This window comes from Polaromonas sp. P1_A2 (assembly GCF_056406895.1).
In genome coordinates this window covers 875,658-898,564 of sequence record NZ_JBFTZI010000001.1, presented here as the reverse complement: position 1 = coordinate 898,564, position 22,907 = coordinate 875,658, and the positions used below count along the sequence as shown (strand labels likewise).

The 22,907-nt window shown below is 66.3% G+C and carries 21 protein-coding genes; 13 read left to right on the top strand and 8 right to left on the bottom strand.

Features of this window, described 5'->3' with window-relative positions; all coding sequences use genetic code 11:
* Positions 1 to 18: 18 nt before the first annotated feature.
* The 4 genes from AC1D09_RS04270 to AC1D09_RS04255 form a co-directional block, all read right to left on the bottom strand.
* Positions 19 to 939, bottom strand: coding sequence for an ABC transporter permease (locus tag AC1D09_RS04270; protein ID WP_477664805.1), 921 nt, complete (start codon positions 937 to 939; stop codon positions 19 to 21).
* Positions 939 to 2,051, bottom strand: a complete 1,113-nt coding sequence (locus AC1D09_RS04265; protein WP_477664804.1) for an ABC transporter permease — start codon at positions 2,049 to 2,051, stop codon at positions 939 to 941. Before AC1D09_RS04265 ends, AC1D09_RS04270 begins: the two co-directional genes overlap by 1 nt.
* A complete protein-coding gene (locus AC1D09_RS04260; RefSeq protein WP_477664803.1) occupies positions 2,038 to 3,597 on the bottom strand; it encodes an ABC transporter ATP-binding protein in 1,560 nt (519 codons plus the stop codon). Before AC1D09_RS04260 ends, AC1D09_RS04265 begins: the two co-directional genes overlap by 14 nt.
* Positions 3,598 to 3,680: 83 nt before the next feature.
* Positions 3,681 to 4,613, bottom strand: a complete 933-nt coding sequence (locus AC1D09_RS04255; protein WP_477664802.1) for a LysR family transcriptional regulator — start codon at positions 4,611 to 4,613, stop codon at positions 3,681 to 3,683.
* Between the two features lie 69 nt (positions 4,614 to 4,682).
* On the opposite strand from AC1D09_RS04255, the gene xdhA reads away from it, so the two are divergent.
* Genes xdhA through AC1D09_RS04240 form a run of 3 tightly spaced genes read left to right on the top strand, consistent with a single transcriptional unit; the run spans position 4,683 to position 9,083 of the window.
* Positions 4,683 to 6,149, top strand: coding sequence for a xanthine dehydrogenase small subunit (gene xdhA, locus AC1D09_RS04250; protein WP_477700943.1), 1,467 nt, complete (start codon positions 4,683 to 4,685; stop codon positions 6,147 to 6,149).
* Positions 6,146 to 8,614, top strand: a complete 2,469-nt coding sequence (gene xdhB / locus AC1D09_RS04245) for a xanthine dehydrogenase molybdopterin binding subunit (protein ID WP_477663540.1) — start codon at positions 6,146 to 6,148, stop codon at positions 8,612 to 8,614. The genes xdhA and xdhB overlap by 4 nt, the downstream gene beginning before the upstream one ends.
* Positions 8,615 to 8,663: 49 nt before the next feature.
* Entirely contained in the window at positions 8,664 to 9,083 is a 420-nt protein-coding gene (locus AC1D09_RS04240) for a hypothetical protein (RefSeq protein WP_477663541.1), read from the top strand.
* A 120-nt stretch (positions 9,084 to 9,203) separates the two neighbouring features.
* Here AC1D09_RS04240 and AC1D09_RS04235 read toward each other — a convergent pair whose 3' ends face one another.
* The gene (locus tag AC1D09_RS04235) at positions 9,204 to 9,554 is read right to left on the bottom strand and encodes an antibiotic biosynthesis monooxygenase (protein WP_477663542.1); all 351 of its coding nucleotides are present in this window, start codon (positions 9,552 to 9,554) and stop codon (positions 9,204 to 9,206) included.
* 104 nt (positions 9,555 to 9,658) lie between these two features.
* Here AC1D09_RS04235 and soxR point away from each other — a divergent pair, with 104 nt between their 5' ends.
* Positions 9,659 to 10,132 carry a redox-sensitive transcriptional activator SoxR gene (gene soxR, locus AC1D09_RS04230; RefSeq protein WP_477663543.1) on the top strand — a complete coding sequence of 158 codons (474 nt, stop codon included), beginning with the start codon at positions 9,659 to 9,661 and terminating at the stop codon, positions 10,130 to 10,132.
* Positions 10,133 to 10,170: 38 nt separating this feature from the next.
* On the opposite strand, the gene AC1D09_RS04225 is transcribed toward soxR, so the two are convergent.
* Positions 10,171 to 11,073, bottom strand: a complete 903-nt coding sequence (locus AC1D09_RS04225; protein ID WP_477663544.1) for a LysR family transcriptional regulator — start codon at positions 11,071 to 11,073, stop codon at positions 10,171 to 10,173.
* Between the two features lie 98 nt (positions 11,074 to 11,171).
* On the opposite strand from AC1D09_RS04225, the gene AC1D09_RS04220 reads away from it, so the two are divergent.
* From AC1D09_RS04220 to AC1D09_RS04205, 4 genes are read left to right on the top strand one after another with little or no spacing between them, the layout of a single operon-like run.
* Positions 11,172 to 13,337 (top strand): thiamine pyrophosphate-dependent enzyme, encoded by a 2,166-nt coding sequence (locus AC1D09_RS04220; protein ID WP_477663545.1) that lies wholly within the window; start codon positions 11,172 to 11,174, stop codon positions 13,335 to 13,337.
* A 2-nt stretch (positions 13,338 to 13,339) separates the two neighbouring features.
* Positions 13,340 to 14,959, top strand: a complete 1,620-nt coding sequence (locus AC1D09_RS04215) for an indolepyruvate oxidoreductase subunit beta family protein (RefSeq protein WP_477663546.1) — start codon at positions 13,340 to 13,342, stop codon at positions 14,957 to 14,959.
* Between the two features lie 35 nt (positions 14,960 to 14,994).
* Positions 14,995 to 16,005, top strand: a complete 1,011-nt coding sequence (locus AC1D09_RS04210; RefSeq protein ID WP_477700942.1) for a Bug family tripartite tricarboxylate transporter substrate binding protein — start codon at positions 14,995 to 14,997, stop codon at positions 16,003 to 16,005.
* An 8-nt stretch (positions 16,006 to 16,013) separates the two neighbouring features.
* Entirely contained in the window at positions 16,014 to 16,433 is a 420-nt protein-coding gene (locus AC1D09_RS04205; protein ID WP_477663548.1) for an acyl-CoA thioesterase, read from the top strand.
* Positions 16,434 to 16,465: 32 nt separating this feature from the next.
* Here AC1D09_RS04205 and AC1D09_RS04200 read toward each other — a convergent pair whose 3' ends face one another.
* The gene (locus AC1D09_RS04200; protein WP_477663549.1) at positions 16,466 to 17,728 is read right to left on the bottom strand and encodes an NRAMP family divalent metal transporter; all 1,263 of its coding nucleotides are present in this window, start codon (positions 17,726 to 17,728) and stop codon (positions 16,466 to 16,468) included.
* A gap of 325 nt (positions 17,729 to 18,053) precedes the next feature.
* Between AC1D09_RS04200 and AC1D09_RS04195 the strand changes: the two genes are divergently transcribed.
* From AC1D09_RS04195 to AC1D09_RS04175, 5 genes are read left to right on the top strand one after another with little or no spacing between them, the layout of a single operon-like run.
* Positions 18,054 to 19,718, top strand: coding sequence for a cbb3-type cytochrome c oxidase subunit I (locus AC1D09_RS04195; RefSeq protein ID WP_477663592.1), 1,665 nt, complete (start codon positions 18,054 to 18,056; stop codon positions 19,716 to 19,718).
* Positions 19,708 to 20,310 carry a cbb3-type cytochrome c oxidase subunit II gene (locus AC1D09_RS04190; RefSeq protein WP_477663550.1) on the top strand — a complete coding sequence of 201 codons (603 nt, stop codon included), beginning with the start codon at positions 19,708 to 19,710 and terminating at the stop codon, positions 20,308 to 20,310. Before AC1D09_RS04195 ends, AC1D09_RS04190 begins: the two co-directional genes overlap by 11 nt.
* A 17-nt stretch (positions 20,311 to 20,327) precedes the next feature.
* The gene (locus AC1D09_RS04185; protein WP_477663551.1) at positions 20,328 to 20,936 is read left to right on the top strand and encodes a c-type cytochrome; all 609 of its coding nucleotides are present in this window, start codon (positions 20,328 to 20,330) and stop codon (positions 20,934 to 20,936) included.
* An 8-nt stretch (positions 20,937 to 20,944) separates the two neighbouring features.
* Positions 20,945 to 21,574 carry an SCO family protein gene (locus tag AC1D09_RS04180; protein ID WP_477663552.1) on the top strand — a complete coding sequence of 210 codons (630 nt, stop codon included), beginning with the start codon at positions 20,945 to 20,947 and terminating at the stop codon, positions 21,572 to 21,574.
* Positions 21,571 to 22,212, top strand: coding sequence for a hypothetical protein (locus AC1D09_RS04175; protein WP_477663553.1), 642 nt, complete (start codon positions 21,571 to 21,573; stop codon positions 22,210 to 22,212). The genes AC1D09_RS04180 and AC1D09_RS04175 overlap by 4 nt, the downstream gene beginning before the upstream one ends.
* A gap of 17 nt (positions 22,213 to 22,229) precedes the next feature.
* Here the strand turns inward: AC1D09_RS04175 and AC1D09_RS04170 are convergent, their stop codons facing one another.
* Positions 22,230 to 22,844: a helix-turn-helix domain-containing protein gene (locus AC1D09_RS04170; RefSeq protein WP_477663554.1), complete on the bottom strand. Its 615-nt coding sequence runs from the start codon at positions 22,842 to 22,844 to the stop codon at positions 22,230 to 22,232.
* Positions 22,845 to 22,907 lie beyond the last annotated feature (63 nt).

The following is a 22,907-nucleotide window of genomic DNA, read 5'->3' as shown; positions in this document are numbered from 1 at the left end:
GAAACCCGGGACAGGTCCTCAGGCCCCGGGGTAAAACGGCTTGCCGATGGAGCTGGGCATGTTGACGCGAATCCACAGCGGGTTGCGCGAGATCAGCACCAGCACCACGATGGTGGCCAGGTAGGGCAGCATGCTCAAAAACTGCGTGGGCACATTCACGCCCAGGCTTTGCAGGTGGAATTGCAGCATGGTCACCCCGCCGAACAGGTAAGCCCCAAGCAACACCCGTGCCGGGCGCCAGGTGGCGAAGGTGGTGAGCGCCAGTGCGATCCAGCCCTTGCCGGCGATCATGCCCTCGACCCACAGCGGCGTGTAGGCCACCGACACATAGGCGCCGGCCAGGCCGCACAGCGCGCCGCCGGCCACCACGGCCGCCAGCCGTATGCGCCGCACCGGGTAACCCAGCGCATGCGCCGATTCGGGGCTTTCGCCGACCGAGCGCAGCACCAGGCCGGCGCGCGTGCGGTACAAAAACCAGACCAGCCCGGCCGTCAGCGCCATCGCGATATAGACCATGGGATGCTGGCGGAACAGCGCCGGGCCCAGCAGCGGGACGTCGGCCAGGAAGGGAATCGGGTAATGCGGCTGCTCGGGCAGTTTTTCCTGCACGTACTTGATGCCGGCAAAGGCCGAAAAACCCGCGCCGAACAGGCTCAGCGCCAGGCCGGTCGCGTACTGGTTGGTGTTGAGCCAGATCACCAGCACGCCGAAAACAGCCGCCAGGAAGGCGCCCGCCGCCATGCCGGCCGCAAAGCCCAGCCAGCTGTTGCCGGTGTGCACCACCGTGGCAAAGCCGGCGATGGCGGCGCACAGCATCATGCCCTCGGCGCCCAGGTTGACGATGCCGGCTTTTTCATTGATGAGCAGGCCCAGGGCCGCGATGGCCAGCACGGTGCCGGCGCTCAGCGTCGCGGCGATCAGCAGCGCGGTGGAATCCATCACTCGGCTCCTTTCAGCACTTCGGAAGACGGCGGCGTGGCCACCGGCATGGTGATGGGCTTGGCCAGCCTCAGGCGGTAGGCGATCAGGGTGTCGCAGGCCAGCAGGCTGAACAGCAGCAGGCCCTGGAACACGCCGGTGATGGACTTGGGCAGGCCCAGGCGCGACTGCGCGAGCTCGCCGCCTATATAAAACATGCTCATCAGGATGGCCGAGAACACCACGCCCACCGGGTGCAGCCGCCCCACAAAGGCGACGATGATGGCGGCAAAACCGTAGCCCGCCGGCACATAGGGCGTGAGCTGGCCTATGGGGCCGGCCACCTCCAGCGCGCCGGCCAGGCCCGCGGCGGCGCCCGAAGTCAGCAAGGCCAGCCACAGCGCGCGGCGCGACGAAAAACCGGCGTAGCGCGCGGCCGCGGGCGCCAGGCCGCTGACTTCATGCCGGAAGCCCGCATAGGTGCGGAACAAAAACAGCCACAGCCCGGCCACGCCCAGCAGCGCGAGCAGGATGCCGATGTTCACGCGCGAGCCCTGCATGAGCCGCGGGATCTGCGTCACGGCCTCAAAGGTCTTGGTCTGCGGGAAGTTGTAGCCGTTGGGGTCCTTCCAGGGGCCGAAGACCAGGAAGTTGAGCACCATGTCGGCCACATAGACCAGCATCAGGCTCACCAGGATCTCGTTGGCGTTGAAGCGGTCGCGCAGCAGGGCCGTGAGGCCGGCCCAGGCCATGCCGCCCGCGATGCCGGCCAGCAGGATGGCCGGAACAATCCAGGGGCCTGTGGTTTTCTCCGCGAGCAGCGCGATGCCGCCGGCCGCGATGGCGCCCATGACGAACTGGCCTTCGGCGCCTATGTTCCAGACATTGGAGCGAAAGCACACGGCCAGCCCCAGCGCGATGATGAGCAGCGGCGTGGCCTTGACCAGCAGCTCGCCGATGGCATACGGCGACTTGATCGGTTCCCAGAAAAACACCTGCAGGCCCTTGACCGGGTCCTTGCCCAGGGCCGCGAACAGCGCCACGCCTATCAGCACGGTGATCAGCAGGGCCAGCAGCGGCGAAGCGTAGCTCCAGAAGGCGGACGGCTGGGGGCGGACTTCAAGCTGCGCCATGGGCCACCTCCGTCTGCGACCACAGCCCGCTCATCCACTGCCCCACGCGTTCCACCGTGGCGTCGGCGCGCGGCAGCGAAGGCGAAAGCTGGCCCTTGGCCATCACATAAAGCCGGTCGCAGATGTCGAACAGCTCCTCGAGCTCTTCGCTGACGACCAGCACCGCGCAGCCGGCATCGCGCAGCTTGAGCAGCTCGCCGCGTATCTGCGTGGCCGCGCCCACGTCCACGCCCCAGGTCGGCTGCGAGACGATGAGCAGCGTGGGCTGGGCATCGATCTCGCGGCCCATGATGAATTTCTGCAGGTTGCCGCCCGACAGCGACTTGGCCACGGCCTGCGGCCCGCCCGACTTGACCTTGTAGGCGGCGATGATGCGCTCGGCCTGCGCCTGCAGCGCGCCGCGGTTCAGCCAGCCGTTGCCGGCGACGGACTCCTTGCGCGTGAGCAGCAGGTTGCGCGCCAGCGAAAGCGAAGGCACGGCGCCGCGGCCCAGGCGTTCCTCGGGCACAAAATGCAGGCCCAGCGCGCGGCGCCGGTGCGGTCCCAGCTTGCCCACCGCCTGGCCCTTGACCACAATCGCATCGCCGGCGGCGCGGGTGTCTTCGCCCGAGAGCGCGTACAGCAGCTCCTTCTGGCCGTTGCCCGAGACGCCGGCAATGCCGACCACCTCGCCGGCGCGCACCTGCAGCGCCACCTGGTGCAGGTCCACGCCGAACTGTTCTTCCTTGGGCAAGTCCAGCCGCTTGACGTCCAGCACCACGGCGCCGGCGTGCAGCTCGCGGTGCTCCAGCGCGGGCGGCTCGGCGCCAATCATGAGGCGGCTCAGCGAGGCATTCGATTCCTGGCGCGGGTCGCATTCGCCCGAGACCTTGCCGCCGCGCAGCACCGTGCAGGCGGTGCACAGCGCCCGGATTTCATGCAGCTTGTGGCTGATGTACAAAATGCTGCAGCCCTGCGCGGCCAGCTGGCGCAGGGTGACAAACAGGTTTTCGACGGCCTGCGGCGTCAGCACCGAGGTCGGCTCGTCGAGGATCAGCAGCCGGGGATTCGTGAGCAGCGCGCGCACGATTTCCACGCGCTGGCGCTCGCCCACGCTGAGCGTATGCACCGGCCGTGTCGGGTCCAGCTGCAGGCCGTAGGCCTGGGTGGTCTGCACGATGCGGGCCGAGACCTCGGCCAGGCTCAGGTGTTTGTCCAGCCCCAGCCAGACGTTTTCGGCCACGGTGAGCGTGTCGAACAGGCTGAAATGCTGGAACACCATGCTGATGCCCAGGGCCCGCGCCTCGTGCGGGTTGCGCACCGTCACCAGCTGGCCATCCATGGCCACGGTGCCGGCGTCGGGCCTGACGGCGCCGTAGATGATTTTCATCAGCGTGGATTTGCCGGCCCCGTTTTCGCCGAGCACGGCGTGGATCTCGCCGGGCCGCACGGTCAGCGAGATGCCGCTGTTGGCCAGCACGCCGGGATAACTTTTGCTGATGCCCTCCAGCCGCAGCCGCGCTTGCGGCCCGGAAGGGCTGTCGGTGGGGGGCTGCGCTGTGCTCATTTGTCTCGTGGTGTCCGTTTTTTTGGGGTGGTCGGTATTCTAGGGAGCCAGGCCGGCGGCACATGCCCGGCCGTCACGCAAAGTCATTCTTTTCGCAGCATGGAGGCCACGGACTTGACCCTCTCGCGCAGCCATTTCGCGGCATTCGAGGCATGCGTGCGTTCATGCCAGAGCTGGTAATACATCATGCGGGGAAACTCCACCGGGCTGGGCAGTATGGCGACCGGCAGGATGCCGGCAAAACGTTCGCAATACTGGCGGCCCGTGGTCATCACCAGCAAGCTTGATGCCACCATGGACGGCATCAGGCCGAAGTGCGGGCAGCGCACCGTGATGTTGCGCGCCAGGCCCAGCGTGTCCAGGTGCTCGTCGATCACGCCCTTGGCGCCCGGGTGCAGCGCCGAAGGCGCGATGTGTTCGGCTTCCAGCCAGCTCGCGGTGTCCCAGCCGCGGCGCACCGCGGGGTGGTCCTTGGCCACCAGGCACACCACCTCGTCGCCGAACAGGCGCGCCATGTGCAGGTCGTCGGGCGGCGCGGCCCAGTTGCCGATCACGATGTCGGCCTGGCCCTGGGCCAGCTGCGCGCGGTAGTCGGAGTCGGCCGACAGCGGCTGGATCTCGATGCGGCAGCGCGGCGCCTGCGCCTTGATCTGCGCGACCAGCTGCGGCAAAAAAAGCGGGTCCAGGTAGTCGCTGGCCGCCAGGCGGAAGGTGGTGTCGGCCGTGGCCGGGTCGAAGCCGCGGGCGTCGCTGAACAGCATGCCGGCCGCGCGCAAAATGCTGGCCGAGGGCTCGATCATGCGCAGGCCGGCATCGGTGGGCACCATGCCCGCGCCCGAGCGCACCAGGATGGGGTCGCCGGCCAGCACCCGCAGGCGCTTGAGCGCCGCGCTGACGGCGGGCTGGTACATACCCAGTCGGATGGCGGCGCGTGATACGCTGCGTTCAGTAAGCACGGTGTTCAAGACCCTGATGAGATGGAGGTCTATCTTGTCGAAAAGCGCCTGGTCTTTCATACCTTTTCACCCATGCGCTTGATATGGGCTTTGATATGCCGGGCACGGCGCGAGTGTTTAACCTGAAGCATGGCTGTTCCACTTTCTTCCAGACCCATCCGCTTCATCAGGCGGGGCGAGGTTGTTTCCGTCAGCAATGTACCACCCAGCCGCACCCTGCTGGACTTGCTGCGCGAGGACCTGGCCTGCACCGGCACCAAGGAAGGCTGCGGCGAAGGCGACTGCGGCGCCTGCACCGTGGTGCTGGGCGAGGCGGCCGGCGGGCAGGTCCAGTACCGCGCCATCAACAGCTGCATACGGCTGGCGCATTCAATTGACGGTTTGGCCTTGTGGACTGTGGAGGACCTGGCGCAAGACGGTGCCTTGCATCCGGCGCAACAGGCCATGGTGAATGAACACGGCTCCCAATGCGGCTTCTGCACCCCCGGTTTTGTCATGAGCCTGTTCGGCATGTACCAGAACCATGTCTGCAAGGGCGAGCCCATCAGCCGCGAGCTCGCGCAGGAAGAACTCTCGGGCAATCTCTGCCGCTGCACCGGCTACCGGCCCATCCTGGATGCCGCCCAGGCCATGGCCACGCTGCCGCCCGTGAAGGTTGATGAAACCGCGCTGCTGCGCAAGCTCCAGTCCCTGCGCTCGGAGCCCGGCGTGGCCGAAACAGCCTACCTGGCCCCGCGCACCCTGGCCGTCCTGCTGCAGGCCCGCGCCGACCGGCCCGGCGCCCAGCTGGTCGCCGGCTGCACCGACGTCGGCCTCTGGGTCACCAAGATGCATAGGGAATTCGGCCAGGTGATCGATGTCACCAAGGTGGAAGAGCTGCGGCGTGTTGAACACTACCCGCATCACATCGCCCTGGGCGCGGCCGTGACGCTGGCCGACGCCTATGCGGCGCTGGTGAAGGACCGCCCGCAGCTGCACAACTTCGCGGCCCGCTTTGCCGGCCTGCCGGTGCGCAACTCGGGCACCCTGGGCGGCAATGTCGCCAACGGTTCACCCATCGGCGACTCCATGCCCTTGCTCATCGCCTTGAACGCGAACGTCGTGCTGATGAGCGTGCGCGGCCACCGCGAGATGCCGCTGGAGAAGCTCTACACCGGCTACCGCAAGCATGTGATGGCCCCGGATGAGGTGCTGGCCTGGATCAAGGTGCCCAGGCCGCAGCCCGGGGAAGCGATGAAGGTCTACAAAATCTCCAAACGCTACGACGACGACATCTCCGCCGTCTGCCTGGCGATCAATTTGCAAATTGAAAATGGCAAGGTCATCGCCGCCTCAATTGGCGCGGGCGGCGTCGCCGCCACGCCCGTGCGCGCGGTGCAGACCGAGGCCGCGCTCCAAGGCCAGCCCTGGAGCCAGGCCACCGTGCGCCAGGCCATGGCCGCCTTGCGCGCCGAGTTCTCGCCCATCTCCGACATGCGGGCCTCGGCCGCCTACCGCAGCGAGGTGCTGGGCAATTTGCTGCAGCGCTACTGGCTCGAAAGCCAGGGCCTGCAGCAGATCAACCTGGCCTCCTTCCGGCTGGAGGAGGCCGCATGAATGCCAAGGACATGTCCGTAAGCCGCGACGTGGTAGCCGACCCCGGGGTGCGCGCGGCCAATGCGCGTGCCGACAGCATGCCGCCCGCCGACCCACCCCAAAAGCAGTCGCTGGCTCGCCAGCCCGCCGGCGCGCGCGCGGCCGGCCGCTCCACGCCGCATGAAAGCGCGCGCGCGCAGGTGGCCGGCGCCGCCACCTATGTCGACGACATTCCCGAGCTGCGCGGCACGCTGCATGCCGCACCCATCTTGTCGACGGTGGCGCACGGCAAGCTGCTGGGTGTGGACACCACCATCGCCCTGGCTATGCCCGGTGTGCGCGACGTGATCCTCGCGCGCGACATTCCCGGCGACCCCGTACTGGGCAATTTTTCGCACGACGAACCGGTGTTCGCGCAAGATACCGTGCAGCACATAGGCCAGGTCATAGGCGTGGTGGTGGCCGACACCGTGATGCAGGCGCGCCGCGCCGCGCGCAAGGTGGTGTGCCATATAGAACCCTTGCCGGCACTGCTCAAAGTGCAGGATGCGCTCAAGGCCCAAAGTTATGTGCTGCCGCCGGTATTCGTGAAACGCGGCGATGCGGCCGCCGCCCTCAAGAAAGCCGCGCACAGGCTAAAGGGCACACTGGAAGTCGGCGGCCAGGAACACTTCTACCTCGAGGGCCAGTTGGCCTATGTCGTGCCGCAGGAGCAACAGCAATGGCTGGTGTATTCCAGCACCCAGCACCCCGGCGAGATCCAGCACTGGGTCTCGCATGCGCTGGGCATTGCCAATCATGCGGTGCGTGTGGAGTGCAGGCGCATGGGCGGCGGCTTTGGCGGCAAGGAAACCCAATCGGGCCAGATGGCCGTCTGGGCCGCGATTGCCGCCCACAAGCTAAACGGCCCCGTCAAGCTGCGGCTGGACCGCGACGACGACTTTATGGTCACCGGCAAGCGCCATCCCTTTGCCTACGAATACGAGGTGGGTTTTGACGACAGCGGCCGGCTCACCGGCCTCAAGCTCATGATGGCCGTGAACTGCGGCTTCAGCGCCGATCTTTCAGGCCCGGTGGCCGACCGCGCGGTCTTCCACGCCGACAACGCCTATTTCCTCGAAGACGTGGAGATCGCCTCTTACCGCTGCAAGACCAACACCCAAAGCAACACCGCCTTCCGCGGCTTCGGCGGCCCGCAGGGCATGATCGTCATCGAAACCATCATGGGCGACATCGCGCGCAGCCTGGGCCTGGACCCGCTGGACGTGCGCAGGCGCAACTTATACAGCGACGAAGTCGTCGCAGCGGCGAACGTGACCGCGCCGGAACGGCGCCGCGATACCACGCACTACCAGATGAAGGTCGAGGACAACATCCTCGAACCGCTGCTGGCCAAGCTGGAACAGACCTCGCACTACCGCCAGCGCCGCCAGGCCATCGCTGCCTGGAATGCCAAAAGCGAAGTCATCCAGCGCGGCATCGCCCTCACCCCCGTCAAATTCGGCATCTCCTTCACCGCCACGCTCTTCAATCAGGCCGGCGCGCTGGTGCATGTCTATACCGACGGCAGCGTGCAGGTCAATCACGGCGGCACCGAAATGGGCCAGGGCCTGAACACCAAGGTCGCGCAAATCGTGGCCGACGAACTCGGCGTGCCCCTGGCCCAGGTGCTGGCCACGGCCAGCGACACCAGCAAGGTCCCCAACGCCTCGGCCACCGCCGCCTCGGCCGGCACCGACCTCAATGCGCGCGCCGCGCAGTACGCGGCCCGCAATGTGCGCGACAACCTCGCGCAGTTCGTCGCCGGCTTGGACCGATGCGGCGCGGGTGCCGTGCAATTTGAAAACGGCGAGATCATCACGCCGGCAGGCGCGCGGCCCTTCACCGGGGTCGTGAAACTGGCTTACGCCAACCGCATACAGCTGTGGAGCGACGGTTTTTACCGCACGCCCAAAATCCACTACGACAAGGCCACGCTGACCGGTCGGCCTTTCTATTACTTCGCTTACGGCGCGGCCTGCACCGAGGTCGCCATCGACACGCTGACCGGCGAAAGCCGGGTTCTCAAGGTCGACATCCTGCACGACGTGGGCACCAGCATCAACCCGGCCATAGACATAGGCCAGATCGAAGGCGGTTTTATCCAGGGCATGGGCTGGCTCACGACCGAACAACTGGTGTGGAACGACAAAGGCCTGCTCACCACCCACGCACCCAGCACCTACAAAATCCCCGCGACCGGCGACGTGCCCGAACACTTCAAGATAGCCTTGTGGCCCGAAGCCAACCGCGAAGACAACGTCTTCGGCAGCAAGGCCGTGGGTGAACCGCCGCTGATGCTGGCGATCAGTGTGTATGAGGCGATGCGGGATGCGGTGGGGGCCGTGAAGCCAAGGGATCAGCTTGTGGTGATGGATGCGCCGGCTACGGCGGAAAATGTGCTGAAGGCCATCGGCTATGGCAACTCGACAAAATTATCGACGTAAGCTCATGCTCCTGGACAGATCAAAATCAAGTCGTGCAAGAGAGTAACGCATGTGGCAATCCGCTCTATTGTTATGCGTTCTGGGGTTCACCATTTCAGGCGCAGAGGCGCAAGGCTCTCCCTCCCTCTGCTGGGTTCGTAGCACCTCGCTGTCCGACACAGGCGAAGCAGTCGTGAAATTCGATCCGGCTGCGCGTGGGTTTATGGGCATCACGTCCCCCGGCGTCCAACAACCGGATACGACCTTCTACCTGGTACCCGAAAGCGGCAACAAGAACGGGAGCAACTCTACCGTGCGTATCCCAAAAGACAAGGAAGCCTGGCTGCGCCAGGGCCACGAAGGCTGTGAGTTTCGATGGGCCCAGGAAGGCGCAAGCTCAGGCATACGCATCAGTGCGACCAGTTCCTACGTCCCCCAAGGAGCCGCGCCAACGACTGCGCACGCATTTGTTCCTTTCTCGAAAAAATGACCGTGCCTGGGTTCATCGGCGCGCCGTTGCCAGCGCTTCGCCCAGGCCTGGCTAAGCACAGCGGTAGCCTGCGGCGCCACAGCTGCAGCAGCGTTTTACCGCCTGATCCGAGAGAGAAAATCAAGCCTCCCGATACATCCCCGAATCGCCGCGAACACCCAGCTTTTTCCTGAATGCCTGGATGTCAAAGCCCTCGCTCGCGAGCCGCTTTTGCATCACGGCCTGGGCGGCGGCTACCGCATCGGCATTGGCCCATTCCACCACCGTCACCACATCGAACTCGCTGCTGTCGCCGGTCTGGGTCAGCACATGTTTTTGCAGGCAGCCCGGTTGCTCGCCCAGCATGCGCTGGACCTGGTGGATGCGCTCGACAAACGCGGAGATAGACTGCGAGGGCACGACAAATTTGTCGACGCGGAACACGGAGGCAGAGGCAGAAGAGGAAGCGGGGCTGGATGAATCGCTGGACATGGAAACAACTCCTTTTTGAAATAAGCGGGCCGGGTTGGCTCGCAAAAGCAGCAGTCTGGAACCTCAAGTAAAGTTGAGGTCAAGCACTTTTTTCAAGGAAAGCCATGGGCACGGAACTCGAACAGGCCGGCATCTTCCCCACGCTCTCGGTCGGCGACATGGCGCGCCGCAGCGGCGTGGCGGTGTCAACCCTGCATTTTTATGAAACCAAGGGGCTGATCAGCAGCACCCGCACCGAAGGCAACCAGCGCCGTTATGCGCGCGAGATGCTGCGCCGTGTGGCTTTTGTGCGTGTGGCGCAGCGGGTGGGCATTGCGCTGGCCGACATCGAGGCGGCCCTGTCCAGCCTGCCCGCGAAGGCCGCGCCCAGCCGCGCGGACTGGGAACGCCTGTCGGCCGCCTGGCGCGCCGACCTCGATGAACGCATGGCGCAGCTCAAAAAGCTGCGCGACACGCTGGACGACTGCATAGGCTGCGGCTGCCTCTCGATCGACAAATGCCGGCTGCGCAACCCGTATGACAAGCTGGGCGAACAGGGTGCGGGGCCGCAGCGCTTGTGGGTGAAGCTAAAGGCCTAAAGAACTAAAGGCCGCAGACTGAGCCGCCCCGCGCCGGCTCAGCTTTCGGAGAACAGCGCCACGATGGTCTGCCGCATCCACCGGTTGCCGGGATCCGACTCAAACCGTTTGCTCCAGTGCAGCGACACCGTGAAGTCGCGCAGGGGGAACGGCGGCTCGATGATCTCGTAGTTGTCCGTTGCCGCGAATATCCTGGCGATGTTGCGCGGCATGACCACCGCGAGGTCGGTGGCCTTGACGATGGAGGGCAGCACCATGAAGTGTTCCGTCGTCAGGCGCAGCCGGTCTTCGAGCTGCAGCATCTGCAGGATGCGCAGCGTGTCGGAGTGGGTGCGCACCGCCACAAACTCCAGCTGGCGCAGGGCGTCCAGCAGCGCCTGGCCGCCGCGCCGCGTGCCGGCAAAGGGGTGGCCCGCGCGCAGCAGCACCACATAACGGTCCTTGAGCAGCTGCACGCGCTGGGTGTCCTTGACCGTGGGCAGGAAGCCAAAGGCAAAGTCGATGCGTCCGCTGTCCAGCGAGGCGGCAATCTCGCCGCGGGCCACGGGTGAGGTCTCTATGCGCACGCCGGGTGCCTGCCGGCGCAGCGCCACCATCAGGTCCGGCAGGAAGCGGCCCTCGCCGATATCACTCATGTGGATACGGAACACCTTGCGTGACTGCAAGGGCTCAAACTGCGCCGATTCATTGAGCGCCTGCTCCAGCGTGGCCAGCGCGCTGCGCACCGCGTCGGCCAGCCGGTCGGCCTTGGGCGTGGGCTGCACGCCGCCGCCGGCGCGCACGAACAGCGGGTCCTTGATCAGCAGCCGCAGGCGCGTCAGGCCCTGGCTGGCGGCGGGCTGCGTCAGGTCCAGCAGCTCGGCCGCGCGGCTGACGTTACGGGTGCGGTAGACCGCGTCGAACAGCCTCAGCAGGTTCAGGTCTATGTCTTTGATATGCATTAAATGAATACTAGATAGTTTTCTTATTTTATTGATGAATGGTTTCCCGGGGCCCAAACTCCAGGCTTCCCACGACAACAAGGCATAAGGAGACACGCGTGGAAGTTTCATTCAGCAAGGAGATCGAGTCGCTGCGCATGGGTGCGGGCGAGACCTTCCGCGGCGAGGGCATTCTCGCGATCACCAAGGCGCTGCTGCAGTCCGGCGTGGCCTATGTGGGCGGCTACCAGGGCGCGCCGGTCTCGCACCTGCTGGACGTCATGGTGCAGGCCAAGCCTTATATGGACGAGCTGGGCGTGCATGTGGAGGCCTGCTCCAACGAGGCCTCGGCCGCGGCCATGCTGGGCGCCTCCATCCACTACCCGCTGCGCGGCGCGGTGACCTGGAAGTCCATCGTCGGCACCAACGTCGCCGCCGACGCGCTGTCCAACCTTTCCTCGCCCGGCGTGCTGGGCGGCGCGCTCATCGTGGTCGGTGAAGACTACGGCGAAGGCGCCAGCGTGATCCAGGAGCGCAGCCATGCCTATGCGCTGAAGTCCTCGATGTGCCTGCTGGACCCTCGCCCGGACCTGGAAAAAATGGTGGAGATGGTGGAGCACGGCTTTCGCCTGTCGGAAGCCTCGAACATGCCGGCCATCCTGGAGCTGCGCATACGCGCCTGCCACGTGCGCGGCAGCTTTGCCTGCAAGGACAACCGCCCGCCCGCGATATCGACCCGGCAGCTGATGGCGGAACCCGCCGCCTTCGACTACGCAAAGCTGGCCCACCCGCCTGTCACCTTCCGGCATGAAAAACTCAAAACCCATGAGCGCATCCCGGCCGCCCGCCGCTACATCGTGGAGCAGCGGCTCAACGAACTGATGGACGGCCCCCGCAAAAACCTCGGCCTCATCGTGCAGGGCGGCATCTACAACACGCTGGTCCGGTCGCTGCAGCAGTTCGGCCTGTGCGATGCCTTCGGCCAAACCGGTATTCCCATCCTGGTGCTCAACGTCACCTACCCGCTGGTGCCCGAGCAGGTGGCGGAATTCGCGCTGGGCAAAGATGCGGTGCTGGTGGTCGAGGAAGGCCAACCCGAGTACATCGAGCAGGAGATTGCCACCTTTTTGCGCCGGCGCGACATCAGCACGCGTTTGCACGGCAAGGACATGCTGCCCTCGGGCGGTGAATATTCGGTGGAGGTTGTGGCCGCCGGCCTGGCGGCGTTTGTCGCGCGCTACGCCCCCGACGTGGACACCGCAGCGGCCGCCGGCTGGCTGCAAGGCAATGCCGGTCGCCGCGAGGCCGTGGGCCGGCAGATCGAGGCGCAGCTGAACCAGCCCCTGCCGGCGCGCCCGCCCGGCTTTTGCATAGGCTGCCCGGAGCGGCCGGTGTTTTCCGCGCTCAAGCTCGCGCAGCAGGACGTGGGGCCGGTGCACATCGCGGCTGACATCGGCTGCCATGCTTTCGGCACTTTTGCGCCCTTTTCTTTCGGCCACTCCATCCTGGGCTACGGCATGAGCCTGGCCAGCCGCGCCGGCGTGTCGCCGATGATGGCGCGGCGCACGCTGTCCATCATGGGGGACGGCGGCTTCTGGCACAACGGCCTGCTGACCGGCGTGCAGTCGGCGCTGTTCAACGGCGACGACGCGGTGCTGCTGATCTTCAAGAACGGCTACACCTCGGCCACCGGCACGCAGGACATCATCTCCACGCCGGACATGGACGCCAAGTTCAACGCGGCCGACAAGCTGCAAAGCCTGACCGGCACCAACACCACCATCGAAAAAACCCTGCAGGGCCTGGGCGTCCAATGGCTGCGCACGGTGCACACCTACCACGTCGAGGAAATGCGCCAGACGCTCAACGAGGCCTTCACCACCGACTTCAACGGCCTGAAAGTCATCATCGCCGAGGGCGAATGCCAGCTCGAGCGCCAGCGCCGCATCAAGCCCTGGCTGGCCGGCCTGCTCAAGAAGGGCAAGCGTGTGGTGCGCGTGAAGTACGGCGTGGACGAAGACGTCTGCAACGGCGACCACGCCTGCATCCGGCTCTCGGGCTGCCCGACGCTGACGCTGAAAGACAACCCCGACCCGCTCAAGGTGGACCCGGTGGCCACGGTGATCGACGGCTGCGTCGGCTGCGGCCTGTGCGGCGCCAATGCGCATGCGGCCACCCTGTGCCCCTCGTTTTACCGGGCTGAAGTCATCCAGAACCCCAAGTGGCACGAACGCCTGCTGGACGGCGTGCGCGCCGTGCTGGTGCGAGCCATGCAGACAGCATGACCATGAATCACCAAAAACCCATCACCCTGCTGATCTGCGCCCTGGGCGGCGAAGGCGGCGGCGTGCTGACCGAATGGCTGGTCGACATCGCGCAGGCCAGCGGCTACGCGGCGCAAAGCACCTCCATCCCCGGCGTGGCGCAGCGCACCGGCGCCACCACCTATTACCTGGAGGTGTTTCCGGTGCCGCTGGCCGAGCTGCAAGGCAGGCGCCCGGTGTTCAGCCTCAACCCCGTGCCGGGCGCGCTCGACGGGCTGGTGTCATCCGAGTTGCTGGAAACCGCGCGCCAGGTCGGCAACGGCATGAGCTCGCCGCAGCGCACCCTGGTCATCACTTCCAGCAGCCGCACGCTGACCACGGCCGAACGTGTGGTGCCCGGCGACGGCCGCACCGCGGACGCGCCGCTGCTGCAGGCCATTGCGGCGCAAAGCCGGGCCAGCCAGGTGCTGGACATGGGCCGGATCGCCAAGGACTGCGGCACGGTGGTCAGCGCCGTGATGCTGGGCGCGATTGCCGGCAGCGGCCTGCTGCCCTTTGCGCGCAAGGCCTATGAAACCGTGATCCGCCACGGCGGCAAAGGCGCCGAGGCCAGCCTGCGCGGCTTTGATCGCGCGTTCACGCAAATCAATACCCAACAGGCGCAGACCGCGCTGGTCTCCAGTCTGCTGCCGGGACAGCAGCCCGAACAGCCGCTGCAGGCATCCCCCGGCAATGGGCTGGAAGCCGACCTGGCCCGCCTCTTTCCGCAGCCGGTGCATGAGATGCTGGCCCTGGGCCATGCACGCATGCTGGAGTACCAGGACCGAGGCTACGCCGACCTCTATGTGCGGCGCTTGCGGCAGGTGCTGGCAGCCGAACAGCTGGCCGACCCCGCCGCCGCGAATAGCTACGCCACCACGCGCGAGATGGCGCGCTGGCTGGCGCTGTGGATGGCGTTTGACGACATCGTGCGCGTGGCCGACCTGAAAAGCAGCGCCGGCCGCTGGCGGCGCGTCAGCGGCGAGGCCGGGGCGGGCGCGGCCGACCTGCTGCGGGTCTACGACCACTTCAAGCCCGGCGCGGCGGAGTTCGCCGCCTTGCTGCCCCGGGGCCTGGCGGCGCGCGTGACCCGCTGGGACCGCTCGCGCGTGGCCAGGGGCAAAGCGCCTTGGGCCATGCCCCTGAAGGTGGGCACGCATTCCGTCCTCGGCATGCTGTCGCTGCGCCTGCTGGCCGGCCTGAAATGGCTGCGCGTGCGCGGCAGCCGTTTTGCCGAAGAGCAGGCATTGATAGAGCAATGGCTGGCGGGTGTCGTGGAAGGCACCCGCCAACACTGGCAGCTGGGCCACGAGATCGCGCTGTGCGGCCGCCTGATCAAGGGCTACGGCAGCACCAACGAGCGCGGCAAGGACAACCTCATGCATGTGCTGGAACACCTGGCCGCCGGTGCGCCCTTTGCCTCGCACGACTTGCGTGCCGCCGCCATTGCCCAGGCGCGCGCCGCGGCCCTGGAGGACGAAGCCGGCAAGGCGCTGGACCAGGCGTTGGCGCAGCATGGCGCGCCGGCCCGCCCCGTCAAGGCGCAACCGATCCGGTGGGTGGACAACCCGCACCGCAAATCTCGCGCCGCCAAGGCGATTTGAAGCACCCCCGTTCAAACTAAAAAAGGAGACACCCCATGAAACTTCCCTTCCCACCCGGCCTGCGCGCATTACCCATGCTGGCGCTGGCCGCCGGCAGCATATGGTTTCCCGCCGTCCAGGCGCAAACCGCCTCAGCGCCGGCCGCGCATGCGTGGCCGGCCAAACCGGTCCGCCTCATCGTCAACTTCCCGCCGGGCGGCGCTGCCGACCAGCTGGCGCGCGCCATCGGCGTGCCGCTGGCCGATGTCCTGGGCCAGCCGGTGGTCATCGAAAACCGCGCGGGCGCCAACGGCAATATAGGCGGCGAGGTGGTCGCCAAAGCCCCGGCCGACGGCTACACGCTGCTGATGAGTTCGGGCGGCATGGTCTCCGTCAATCCGCACCTTTACCCCAAGATGGCGTTCGACCCGGCCAAGGACCTCACGCCCGTGGCAGCCGCGGCGCGCGTGCTGGTGTTTCTGGAGGTCAAGCCGGCGCTTCCGGCCAACAACATCAAGGAGTTCCTGGCCTACCTCAAGGCAAATCCCGGCAAGCTGTCTTTCGGTTCGCCGGGCAACGGCAGCTCGCCCCATCTCGCGGCCGAAATGATGAAAGCCCAGGCCAACCTCTACGCCGTGCATGTCCCCTACCGCGGCGCGGCCCCGGCCATGCAGGACCTGCTGGGCGGGCAGCTCGATTTCATGTTCGATCCGGGCATAGGCCTGCAGCATGTGAAAGCCGGCAAGCTCAAGCTGCTGGCCGTGGGCAGCGCCAAACGTTCGCCTCTCTTCCCCGACGTGCCCACGCTCGAGGAGGCCGGCCTCAAGGGTTTTGATGCCGACACCTGGTTCGGCTTCTACGCACCGGCCGGCACGCCGGCCGAGGTGGTCAACCGGCTGAACCGCGAGATCAACAAAATCCTCGGCACCCAGGCGGTTCGCGACCGCATCTCGGCGATTGGCGGTGTGCCGGCGCCCATGTCGCCGGCGGATTTCGGCAGCCGGGCCGCCATCGACGGCACGCGCTTCGGCGCTTTGATCCGGGCACGCAATATAAAAGGCGACTAGATCCACACATGAGCAAACAGATCACCCACACCGTGCGCGTGGAGTTTGGCGACTGCGATCCCGCCGGCATTGTGTGGTTTCCCAACTTCTTTCGCTGGATAGACGCCGCCTCGCGCCACTTTTTTGTGCAATGCGGCGTGCCCTCGTGGCAGGAAACCGAAAAAACGCTGGGCGTGATAGGCACGCCGCTGGTGGACACGCGTTCGCGTTTTGTCTGCGCCGCCACCTACGGCGACACGCTGGCCGTCCACACCAGCATTGCCGAATGGAGGAACAAAAGTTTTGTGCAGCGTTACCGCGTGATGCGCGCTGAACAGCTGGTCATGGAATGCGAGGAGGTGCGGATTTTCGCCGCGCGGCGCGAGGATGGCGCCGCCGGCATACGGGCTGTGCCGATACCGCCGGAAATCAGGAGCCTCTGCGGCTGACAACGGATGCCCGCACCGGTCCGCATTGCGCTCTAAAGCATCTGCAAAATCACATCCCGGAACATCATCAGCACCGCAAAGCCCATCACCACCACGCCGCCCCAGCCGAACCAGGTGGTCTTCAAGCCCGAGGTGAACTTGCCCATCACCGATTTGCGGCCGGCCAGCAGCATCAGGCCGGCCATGATGGGCACGGCCACCACGCCGTTGATCACGGCGCTCCAGTACAACGCTTTCATCGGGTCTATGCTGGTGAAGTCCATGCCGGTGCCGACCACCGTGGCGATGACGATGATGGCGTAAAAGCGCTTGGCCTCGTACCAGTGGCGCTCCAGGCCCTCGGGCCAGCCGAAGGCTTCGGCCACCGCGTAGGCGGCCGACGAGGCCAGCACCGGCACGGCCAGCAGGCCGGTGGCGATGATGCCGCCGGCAAACAGCGCAAAGGCAAAGTCGCCGGCCAGCGGCCGCAAGGCCTGCGCCGCCTGCGCGGCCGAGGTGACGTCGTGGATGCCGGCCGCATACAGCACCGCCCCACCGAGCACCATGATGAAGAAGGCGATGGCGTTGGAGAAAAACATGCCGATGTAGGTGTCGCGCTTGACGCGGCGCAGGTCGCGGCGCACTTCCTTTTCCGATCCAGGGCCGCCGCCCTTCAGGCGCAGCTCTTCGACTTCCTGCGAGGCCTGCCAGAAAAACAGGTAGGGCGAGATCGTGGTGCCCAGCAGCGCGACGATCATCATCCAGTAGCCCGAGGTCCATTGCAGCTTGGGAATCACCAGGTCGTGCAGCACCTGGGCCCACTGCACCTGCACCAGGAACACGGCGATCACATAGGCGAACAGGAACAGCGTCAGCCACTTGAGGATGGGCGCGAGCTTGCGGTAGGGCACAAAAACCTGCAGCAGCACCGTGATGACGCCGAAAGCCACCGCATGGAAGTGGTCGCCGCCGCCCACGGCCAGTTGCAGCGCCTCGCCCATGGCGGCGATGTCGGCCGCGATGTTGATGGTGTTGGCGACCACCAGCAAAAACACCATGGCCATCAGAAAGGCCCGCGGCGTGTGCTCCCTCAGGTTGGCCGCCACGCCCTTGCCGGTGACCCGCCCTATGCGAGCGCTCACCAACTGGATGGCGATCATGAAGGGCAGCGATAAAAACACCGTCCAGAGCAGCCCGGTGCCGAACTGCGCCCCCGCCTGCGTGTAAGTGGCGATGCCGGATGGGTCGTCGTCGGCGGCGCCGGTGACAACGCCGGGCCCGACATGGCGCAGGAAGGAGGGGATGCGGTTCAACATGCGGGCGAGGCTAACACGGCTTCATGAGGCGAAACTTAATTCGTACAAAAAACTCAGGCGCGCGCCCATGCCCGCCGCATCGAACGCAAAAAAGCTACAAAATTCATAGCAGACAGCGCATTCCCGGCTTTGCAGGCTGGCCTGCGAGGAGCCAAAGGCGTAGGATGGGCGCTCCGCACGCGGCCACTGCCGGCCTCGGCCCAAGGGCCCAAAAAAGGCTGTCGCCAGGCGCAAGCTTCCCTTCAACACACATAGCGGAGGAATGATTCATGACAGTTTCCCCCCGGAACAGCGGGCAGGCGGCACAGACAGAAGGGGCCGCATGATGGACAGCGCCGTCTTCAGCCTGCTGGGCGCCTTCCTGCTCTCCATCATCGGCCTGTTCGTATTCATCTGGTCGCTGCGCAAGGGGCTGCTGGTGGAGAACCCGACCGCCGCCTCGGTGATCTTCGCGCACGGCGAAGTCGGCCAGGTGGACGACCCGGCCCTGCAGGGCGCCGCCCAGGCGTCCATGCAGCAGGCGGCGAAGGAAGGCGGCCTCCAGCCGCACGCTGCGGACGCCGCCGAGCTGCTCGACCGCATCAGCTCCGACCGCTCCACCGCCTTCCCGGTGTTCATGTTCATCACCTTTGCCTGCATGTGGCTGGTGGTGGGCTCGGCGGCGGGTTTGATCTCGTCCATCAAGCTGCACGAACCCGACTGGCTCACCGACTATGCCTGGCTGACCTTCGGCCGCATACGCACGGTGCACCTGACCGGCGTGCTCTACGGCTGGATCACCAATGCCGCGCTGGGGATGATCGTGTGGCTGCTGCCGCGCCTGCTGCGCACCCGGCTGTACGGCGCCATCTGGGTCATGCTGGGCGGCGCGCTCATCAACATGGGCATCGCCGGCGGCATAGGCGCCATCGCCACCGGCTGGAACGACGGCATGGAATACCTGGAAATTCCGTGGCAGATCGCGATCTTCATGTTCGCCGGCTTTGCGCTGGTGATCCTGCCGGTGCTGTACACGCTGGTCAACCGCAAGGTTTCACACCTCTACGTCAGCGTCTGGTACATGACAGCGGCGCTGCTGTGGATCGCGCTGCTCTTCCTGGTCGGCAAGATGCCCGGTGTGCACACCGGGGTGCAGCAGGCCACCACCAACTGGTGGTACGGCCACAACGTGCTGGGCCTGTGGTTCACGCCGGTCAGCGTGGGCGCCATCTATTACTTCCTGCCCAAGGTCATAGGCCGGCCGATACGCTCCTACAACCTCTCGCTGCTCGGCTTCTGGACGCTGGCGTTTTTCTACGGGCAGGTGGGCGGCCACCACCTCATAGGCGGGCCGGTGCCGGGCTGGCTGATCACGCTGTCCATCGTGCAAAGCGTCATGATGGTGATTCCGGTGATCGCCTTCAGCATCAACATGGGCGCCACGCTGCGGGGGCGCATGCACCTGGCGCGCTATTCGCCCACGCTGCGCTTCATGATGTTCGGCGGGCTGATGTACCTGGCGTCCTCGCTGCAGGGCTCGCTGGAGGCGCTGCGCAGCGTCAACCAGATTACCCACTTCACCCATTTCACGGTGGCCCACGCCCACCTGGGCGCCTATGCCTTCGTCACCATGGTGCTGTTCGGCGCCATCTATTTCATGATGCCCCGGGTGCTGAACTGGGAGTGGCCCTATCCCAAACTGATCACCCTGCATTTCTGGCTGGCGGCCGTGGGGGCGATGATTTATTTCATCGGGCTCACCATAGGCGGCTGGCTCCAGGGTGTGGCCATGCTGGACGCCGCGCGGCCCTTTATGGCTTCGGTGGAGGTCACCCTGCCCTACCTCCAGTGGCGGTCCGTGGGAGGCAGCCTGATGGTGCTCAGCCACCTGGTGTTCGTCGGCCATTTCCTGGCCATGGCGCTGCGCTTCGGGCCGGGCCGCGCGGGCGCCGCCCTGTTCTGGCCCAACGAGCCGCAAAGCACGGAACTGGGGGCTGCACATGGAAAATGAAGTCAAGCTGGCCTCCGGCGCCATGGTGGCGCTGGGCATTGCCACGGCGGCCCTGGTCGTCATGCCCTATATGCAGGTGCGCGACATCAAGCCGCCGCCGCAGCTCAAGGGCTACACCAGCGCGCAGCTGCGCGGGCGCGAGGTCTATATCGCCAACGGCTGCGTGTACTGCCACAGCCAGCAGCCACGCGACCGCAATTTCGGCCCCGATGCGGAGCGCGGCTGGGGCCGGGCCTCGGTGCCCGGCGATTATTTCTACGACAAGCCGCACCTGCTGGGCAGCATGCGCACCGGTCCCGACCTGTTCAACATCGGGGTGCGCCAGCCCAGCAAGGACTGGCACCTGGGCCACCTGTACCAGCCGCGCGCCTATGTGCCCGGCTCCATCATGCCGTCCTACCCCTACCTCTTCGTCGTCAAGGACGCCAAAGACGCGGAAAGCGAAGGCGAGACGCCGCTGGCCCTGCCGCCCGCCTATGGGCCCAACGTGGGCCAGGTGGTGGTGCCCACGCCCCAGGCGCTGGACCTGGTCAAGTACCTGCAGGGCCTGAACCACACCTACCCGGTGCTGCCGCCCGCCCCCAAGCCCTGACCCCACAAGGTAACGCCATGCAGAACGACAAGACTTCCGAGAGCCGGGCACAGGAGCGCGAACAGGCCGAACCCTCCGAAAAAAGCCAGCCCATTCCACTGCTCTTCCTGGTCGGGGCGGCGGCATTGGTGCTGTGGGGTGCGGGCTACATCGCGCTGTCCGGCTCATTCGGCCGCGCCGACCTCGGCGACAAACGCACCCTGGCCGACCTGTCCGGCCCGGCCGCCCCCGCCGCGGGCGCATCCGCCAACGGCAAACAGCTGTTCACCGCCAACTGCGCGGCCTGCCACCAGGCCAGCGGCAAAGGGCTGCCGGGGGTGTTCCCGCCGCTGGACGGCTCCGAATGGGTGGCCGGCGATGAGCGCACCGTGGCCAACATCCTGCTGCATGGCGTCACGGGCGAGATCAGCGTCATGGGCAACAGCTTCAAGGGCGCCATGCCGGCCTTCCCGCAACTCAGTGACGCCGAGCTGGCCGCGGTGGCCAGCTATATCCGCTCCGAATGGTCCAACAAGGCGGGCGCCATCAAGCCTGAACTGTTCGAAGCCGAACGCAAGGTCGGCACGCGCACCACGCCCTTTAACGGCGGCGCCGAGCTCAAGACGCTGGCGGGCAAAGCCTCCTGAGCTTTCCCATGTTTCGCACCGCCTTGCTGAGCGCCATGCTGGCCCTGGGGGCTTATGCCGCCGCCGCGTGGCTGACGCACGATTTCCAGGTCTGGACCGCCGAGGGCGCGCGCCGGCTAGAGGTCGCCTTGCAACCGGTACCCAGCCCGGCGGTCGAAGTCGACGGGCCCGGCATAGGCCCGCAGGCGCTGTCGCAATATCTGGCGGACGGGCAGTCCGTCACCCTGGTGGATTTTGTCTACACACGATGCCAGACCGTCTGCCTCGCGATGGGCAGCAGTTTCCAGCAACTGCAGCGCGCGCTGCGGGAGGGCGGCGGCAAGGTCAAGCTGCTGTCGATCAGCTTCGACGGCAGCCAAGACACACCCGGCGTGCTGCAGGCCTATGCGGCGCGCTTGAGCGCCGACCCCGCGCTATGGCGTTTTGCGCGCATGCCGGACCCACGGGCCACCCAGCGCCTGCTGGCGGATTTCCAGGTCGTGGTGGTGCCCGACGGGCGCGGCGATTTTGAGCACAACGCGGCACTGCTGGTCGTCGACCAGAAAGGCCGGCTGGTTCGCATCTTTGACTATGCCGAGCAGCAGCTCGCGCTGGACTATGCGCGGCACCTCGCGGGCGCCGCCGCGCCGTTGCCATGAAGTCCGTGAAGGTGCCGGCCGCCCCTTCACGCGGCACCCAGGCAATGATGGCCGCCGCCCTGCTGTGCCTGCTGGCCTGGCCCGGTGCGCGGCACGGCCTGGAAGCCAGCATGACGCTTCACATGCTGGTGCAATACCCTTTGCTGGCGCTGGCCGGCTACCTGCTCTGTGCGGCGTTGCCGCGCCGCTGGACGGCGCGCCTGCACTTGTGGAATGCCCACGGCATCAGCGGCCTGTTCGCCGCCGCGCTGGTACTTGCGATCTTGATGATTCCCCGCGTGCTGGACCTGGCGCTGGTCGACAGCCGAATCGAAACCCTCAAATACCTGGCCCTGCTGGCCTGCGGCGCCGCGATCCGCCTGTCATGGCGGCCGGCGGGCCTGCTGGTGCAGGGATTCTTCCTGGGCAATGTGCTGCCCATGATGGCGGTGGTGGGCAATCTGTATGAGACTTCGCCGCTGCGCGTCTGCAACGCCTACCTGCTGGACGACCAGGCGCGGCTGGGGCAGATGCTGGTGTGGATGGCGGCGGCGATTGCCGCGGCATGGTTTGCCTGGCTGGTGCGCGCCTTGATGCAGAGAGACGCCGCGGCCCTGCCCGGCGATGCCGCCGCGGCGACCGACCCCACAGCGCACTGAGTCTTGCGCGAGCGCGGCTACTCGCTCATTACCACCAGTATCCGCGCATCGGCGCGGCCCAGCGAGGTATAGATGTGGCCGACGCCGCTGTTGAAATAAGCCGATTCATGGCGCCCGACTTCGACGATTTCACCGGTTTCAAACTCGATGCGCACCCGGCCTGAAAGCACCGTGACAAACTCCTGCCCGGGATGGCGGATGAAGTCGGGGAACTGTTCCCGCTGCCGCGCCATGACGCGGCCCAGCACGGGCGTCATGCGTTTTCCCGGAAAGCCGTTGGCCAGCGCGCGGTAGTCGTAGTGGCCCGAGCTATAGGTCGCCTCCCCGCCTGCTTCAGACCACACCACGACGGGTGCCGCAGCCCCCGCCGGCGCTGCACCACGCGCGTCTATCAGTTGCCCCACGTCGAGCGCCAGCGCCCGGGCCACGGCGGCCAGCTTTTCATAGCTGACCGATATCTGGCCCAGCTCCATCTTGGACAAGGTGGACAGCGCCACGCCGGAATGGCCGGACAAGTCCTTGAGCGTCAGCCGCCGGGCCTTGCGGTGCCCGCGCAGGCTCAAACCGAGTTGCACACGGTCGGCCTCGGGGGCGGCGGCGGGGGCGCGGGCGCGGGCGGAGCGTGCGGGCATGGTGTTTTCCCTTTGTTTGGGCTAAATCGGGTAAATCGGCTGGACAGGCACGATTCTCGCATG

Bases quoted from the DNA above. Each gene is read 5' to 3' on its own strand.
- AC1D09_RS04270 (WP_477664805.1), bottom strand. From the start codon at position 939: ATGGATTCCACCGCGCTGCTGATCGCCGCGACGCTGAGCGCCGGCACC.
- AC1D09_RS04265 (WP_477664804.1), bottom strand. From the start codon at position 2,051: ATGGCGCAGCTTGAAGTCCGCCCCCAGCCGTCCGCCTTCTGGAGCTAC.
- AC1D09_RS04260 (WP_477664803.1), bottom strand. From the start codon at position 3,597: ATGAGCACAGCGCAGCCCCCCACCGACAGCCCTTCCGGGCCGCAAGCG.
- AC1D09_RS04255 (WP_477664802.1), bottom strand. From the start codon at position 4,613: ATGAAAGACCAGGCGCTTTTCGACAAGATAGACCTCCATCTCATCAGG.
- xdhA (WP_477700943.1), top strand. From the start codon at position 4,683: ATGGCTGTTCCACTTTCTTCCAGACCCATCCGCTTCATCAGGCGGGGC.
- xdhB (WP_477663540.1), top strand. From the start codon at position 6,146: ATGAATGCCAAGGACATGTCCGTAAGCCGCGACGTGGTAGCCGACCCC.
- AC1D09_RS04240 (WP_477663541.1), top strand. From the start codon at position 8,664: ATGTGGCAATCCGCTCTATTGTTATGCGTTCTGGGGTTCACCATTTCA.
- AC1D09_RS04235 (WP_477663542.1), bottom strand. From the start codon at position 9,554: ATGTCCAGCGATTCATCCAGCCCCGCTTCCTCTTCTGCCTCTGCCTCC.
- soxR (WP_477663543.1), top strand. From the start codon at position 9,659: ATGGGCACGGAACTCGAACAGGCCGGCATCTTCCCCACGCTCTCGGTC.
- AC1D09_RS04225 (WP_477663544.1), bottom strand. From the start codon at position 11,073: ATGCATATCAAAGACATAGACCTGAACCTGCTGAGGCTGTTCGACGCG.
- AC1D09_RS04215 (WP_477663546.1), top strand. From the start codon at position 13,340: ATGAATCACCAAAAACCCATCACCCTGCTGATCTGCGCCCTGGGCGGC.
- AC1D09_RS04210 (WP_477700942.1), top strand. From the start codon at position 14,995: ATGAAACTTCCCTTCCCACCCGGCCTGCGCGCATTACCCATGCTGGCG.
- AC1D09_RS04205 (WP_477663548.1), top strand. From the start codon at position 16,014: ATGAGCAAACAGATCACCCACACCGTGCGCGTGGAGTTTGGCGACTGC.
- AC1D09_RS04200 (WP_477663549.1), bottom strand. From the start codon at position 17,728: ATGTTGAACCGCATCCCCTCCTTCCTGCGCCATGTCGGGCCCGGCGTT.
- AC1D09_RS04195 (WP_477663592.1), top strand. From the start codon at position 18,054: ATGGACAGCGCCGTCTTCAGCCTGCTGGGCGCCTTCCTGCTCTCCATC.
- AC1D09_RS04190 (WP_477663550.1), top strand. From the start codon at position 19,708: ATGGAAAATGAAGTCAAGCTGGCCTCCGGCGCCATGGTGGCGCTGGGC.
- AC1D09_RS04185 (WP_477663551.1), top strand. From the start codon at position 20,328: ATGCAGAACGACAAGACTTCCGAGAGCCGGGCACAGGAGCGCGAACAG.
- AC1D09_RS04180 (WP_477663552.1), top strand. From the start codon at position 20,945: ATGTTTCGCACCGCCTTGCTGAGCGCCATGCTGGCCCTGGGGGCTTAT.
- AC1D09_RS04175 (WP_477663553.1), top strand. From the start codon at position 21,571: ATGAAGTCCGTGAAGGTGCCGGCCGCCCCTTCACGCGGCACCCAGGCA.
- AC1D09_RS04170 (WP_477663554.1), bottom strand. From the start codon at position 22,844: ATGCCCGCACGCTCCGCCCGCGCCCGCGCCCCCGCCGCCGCCCCCGAG.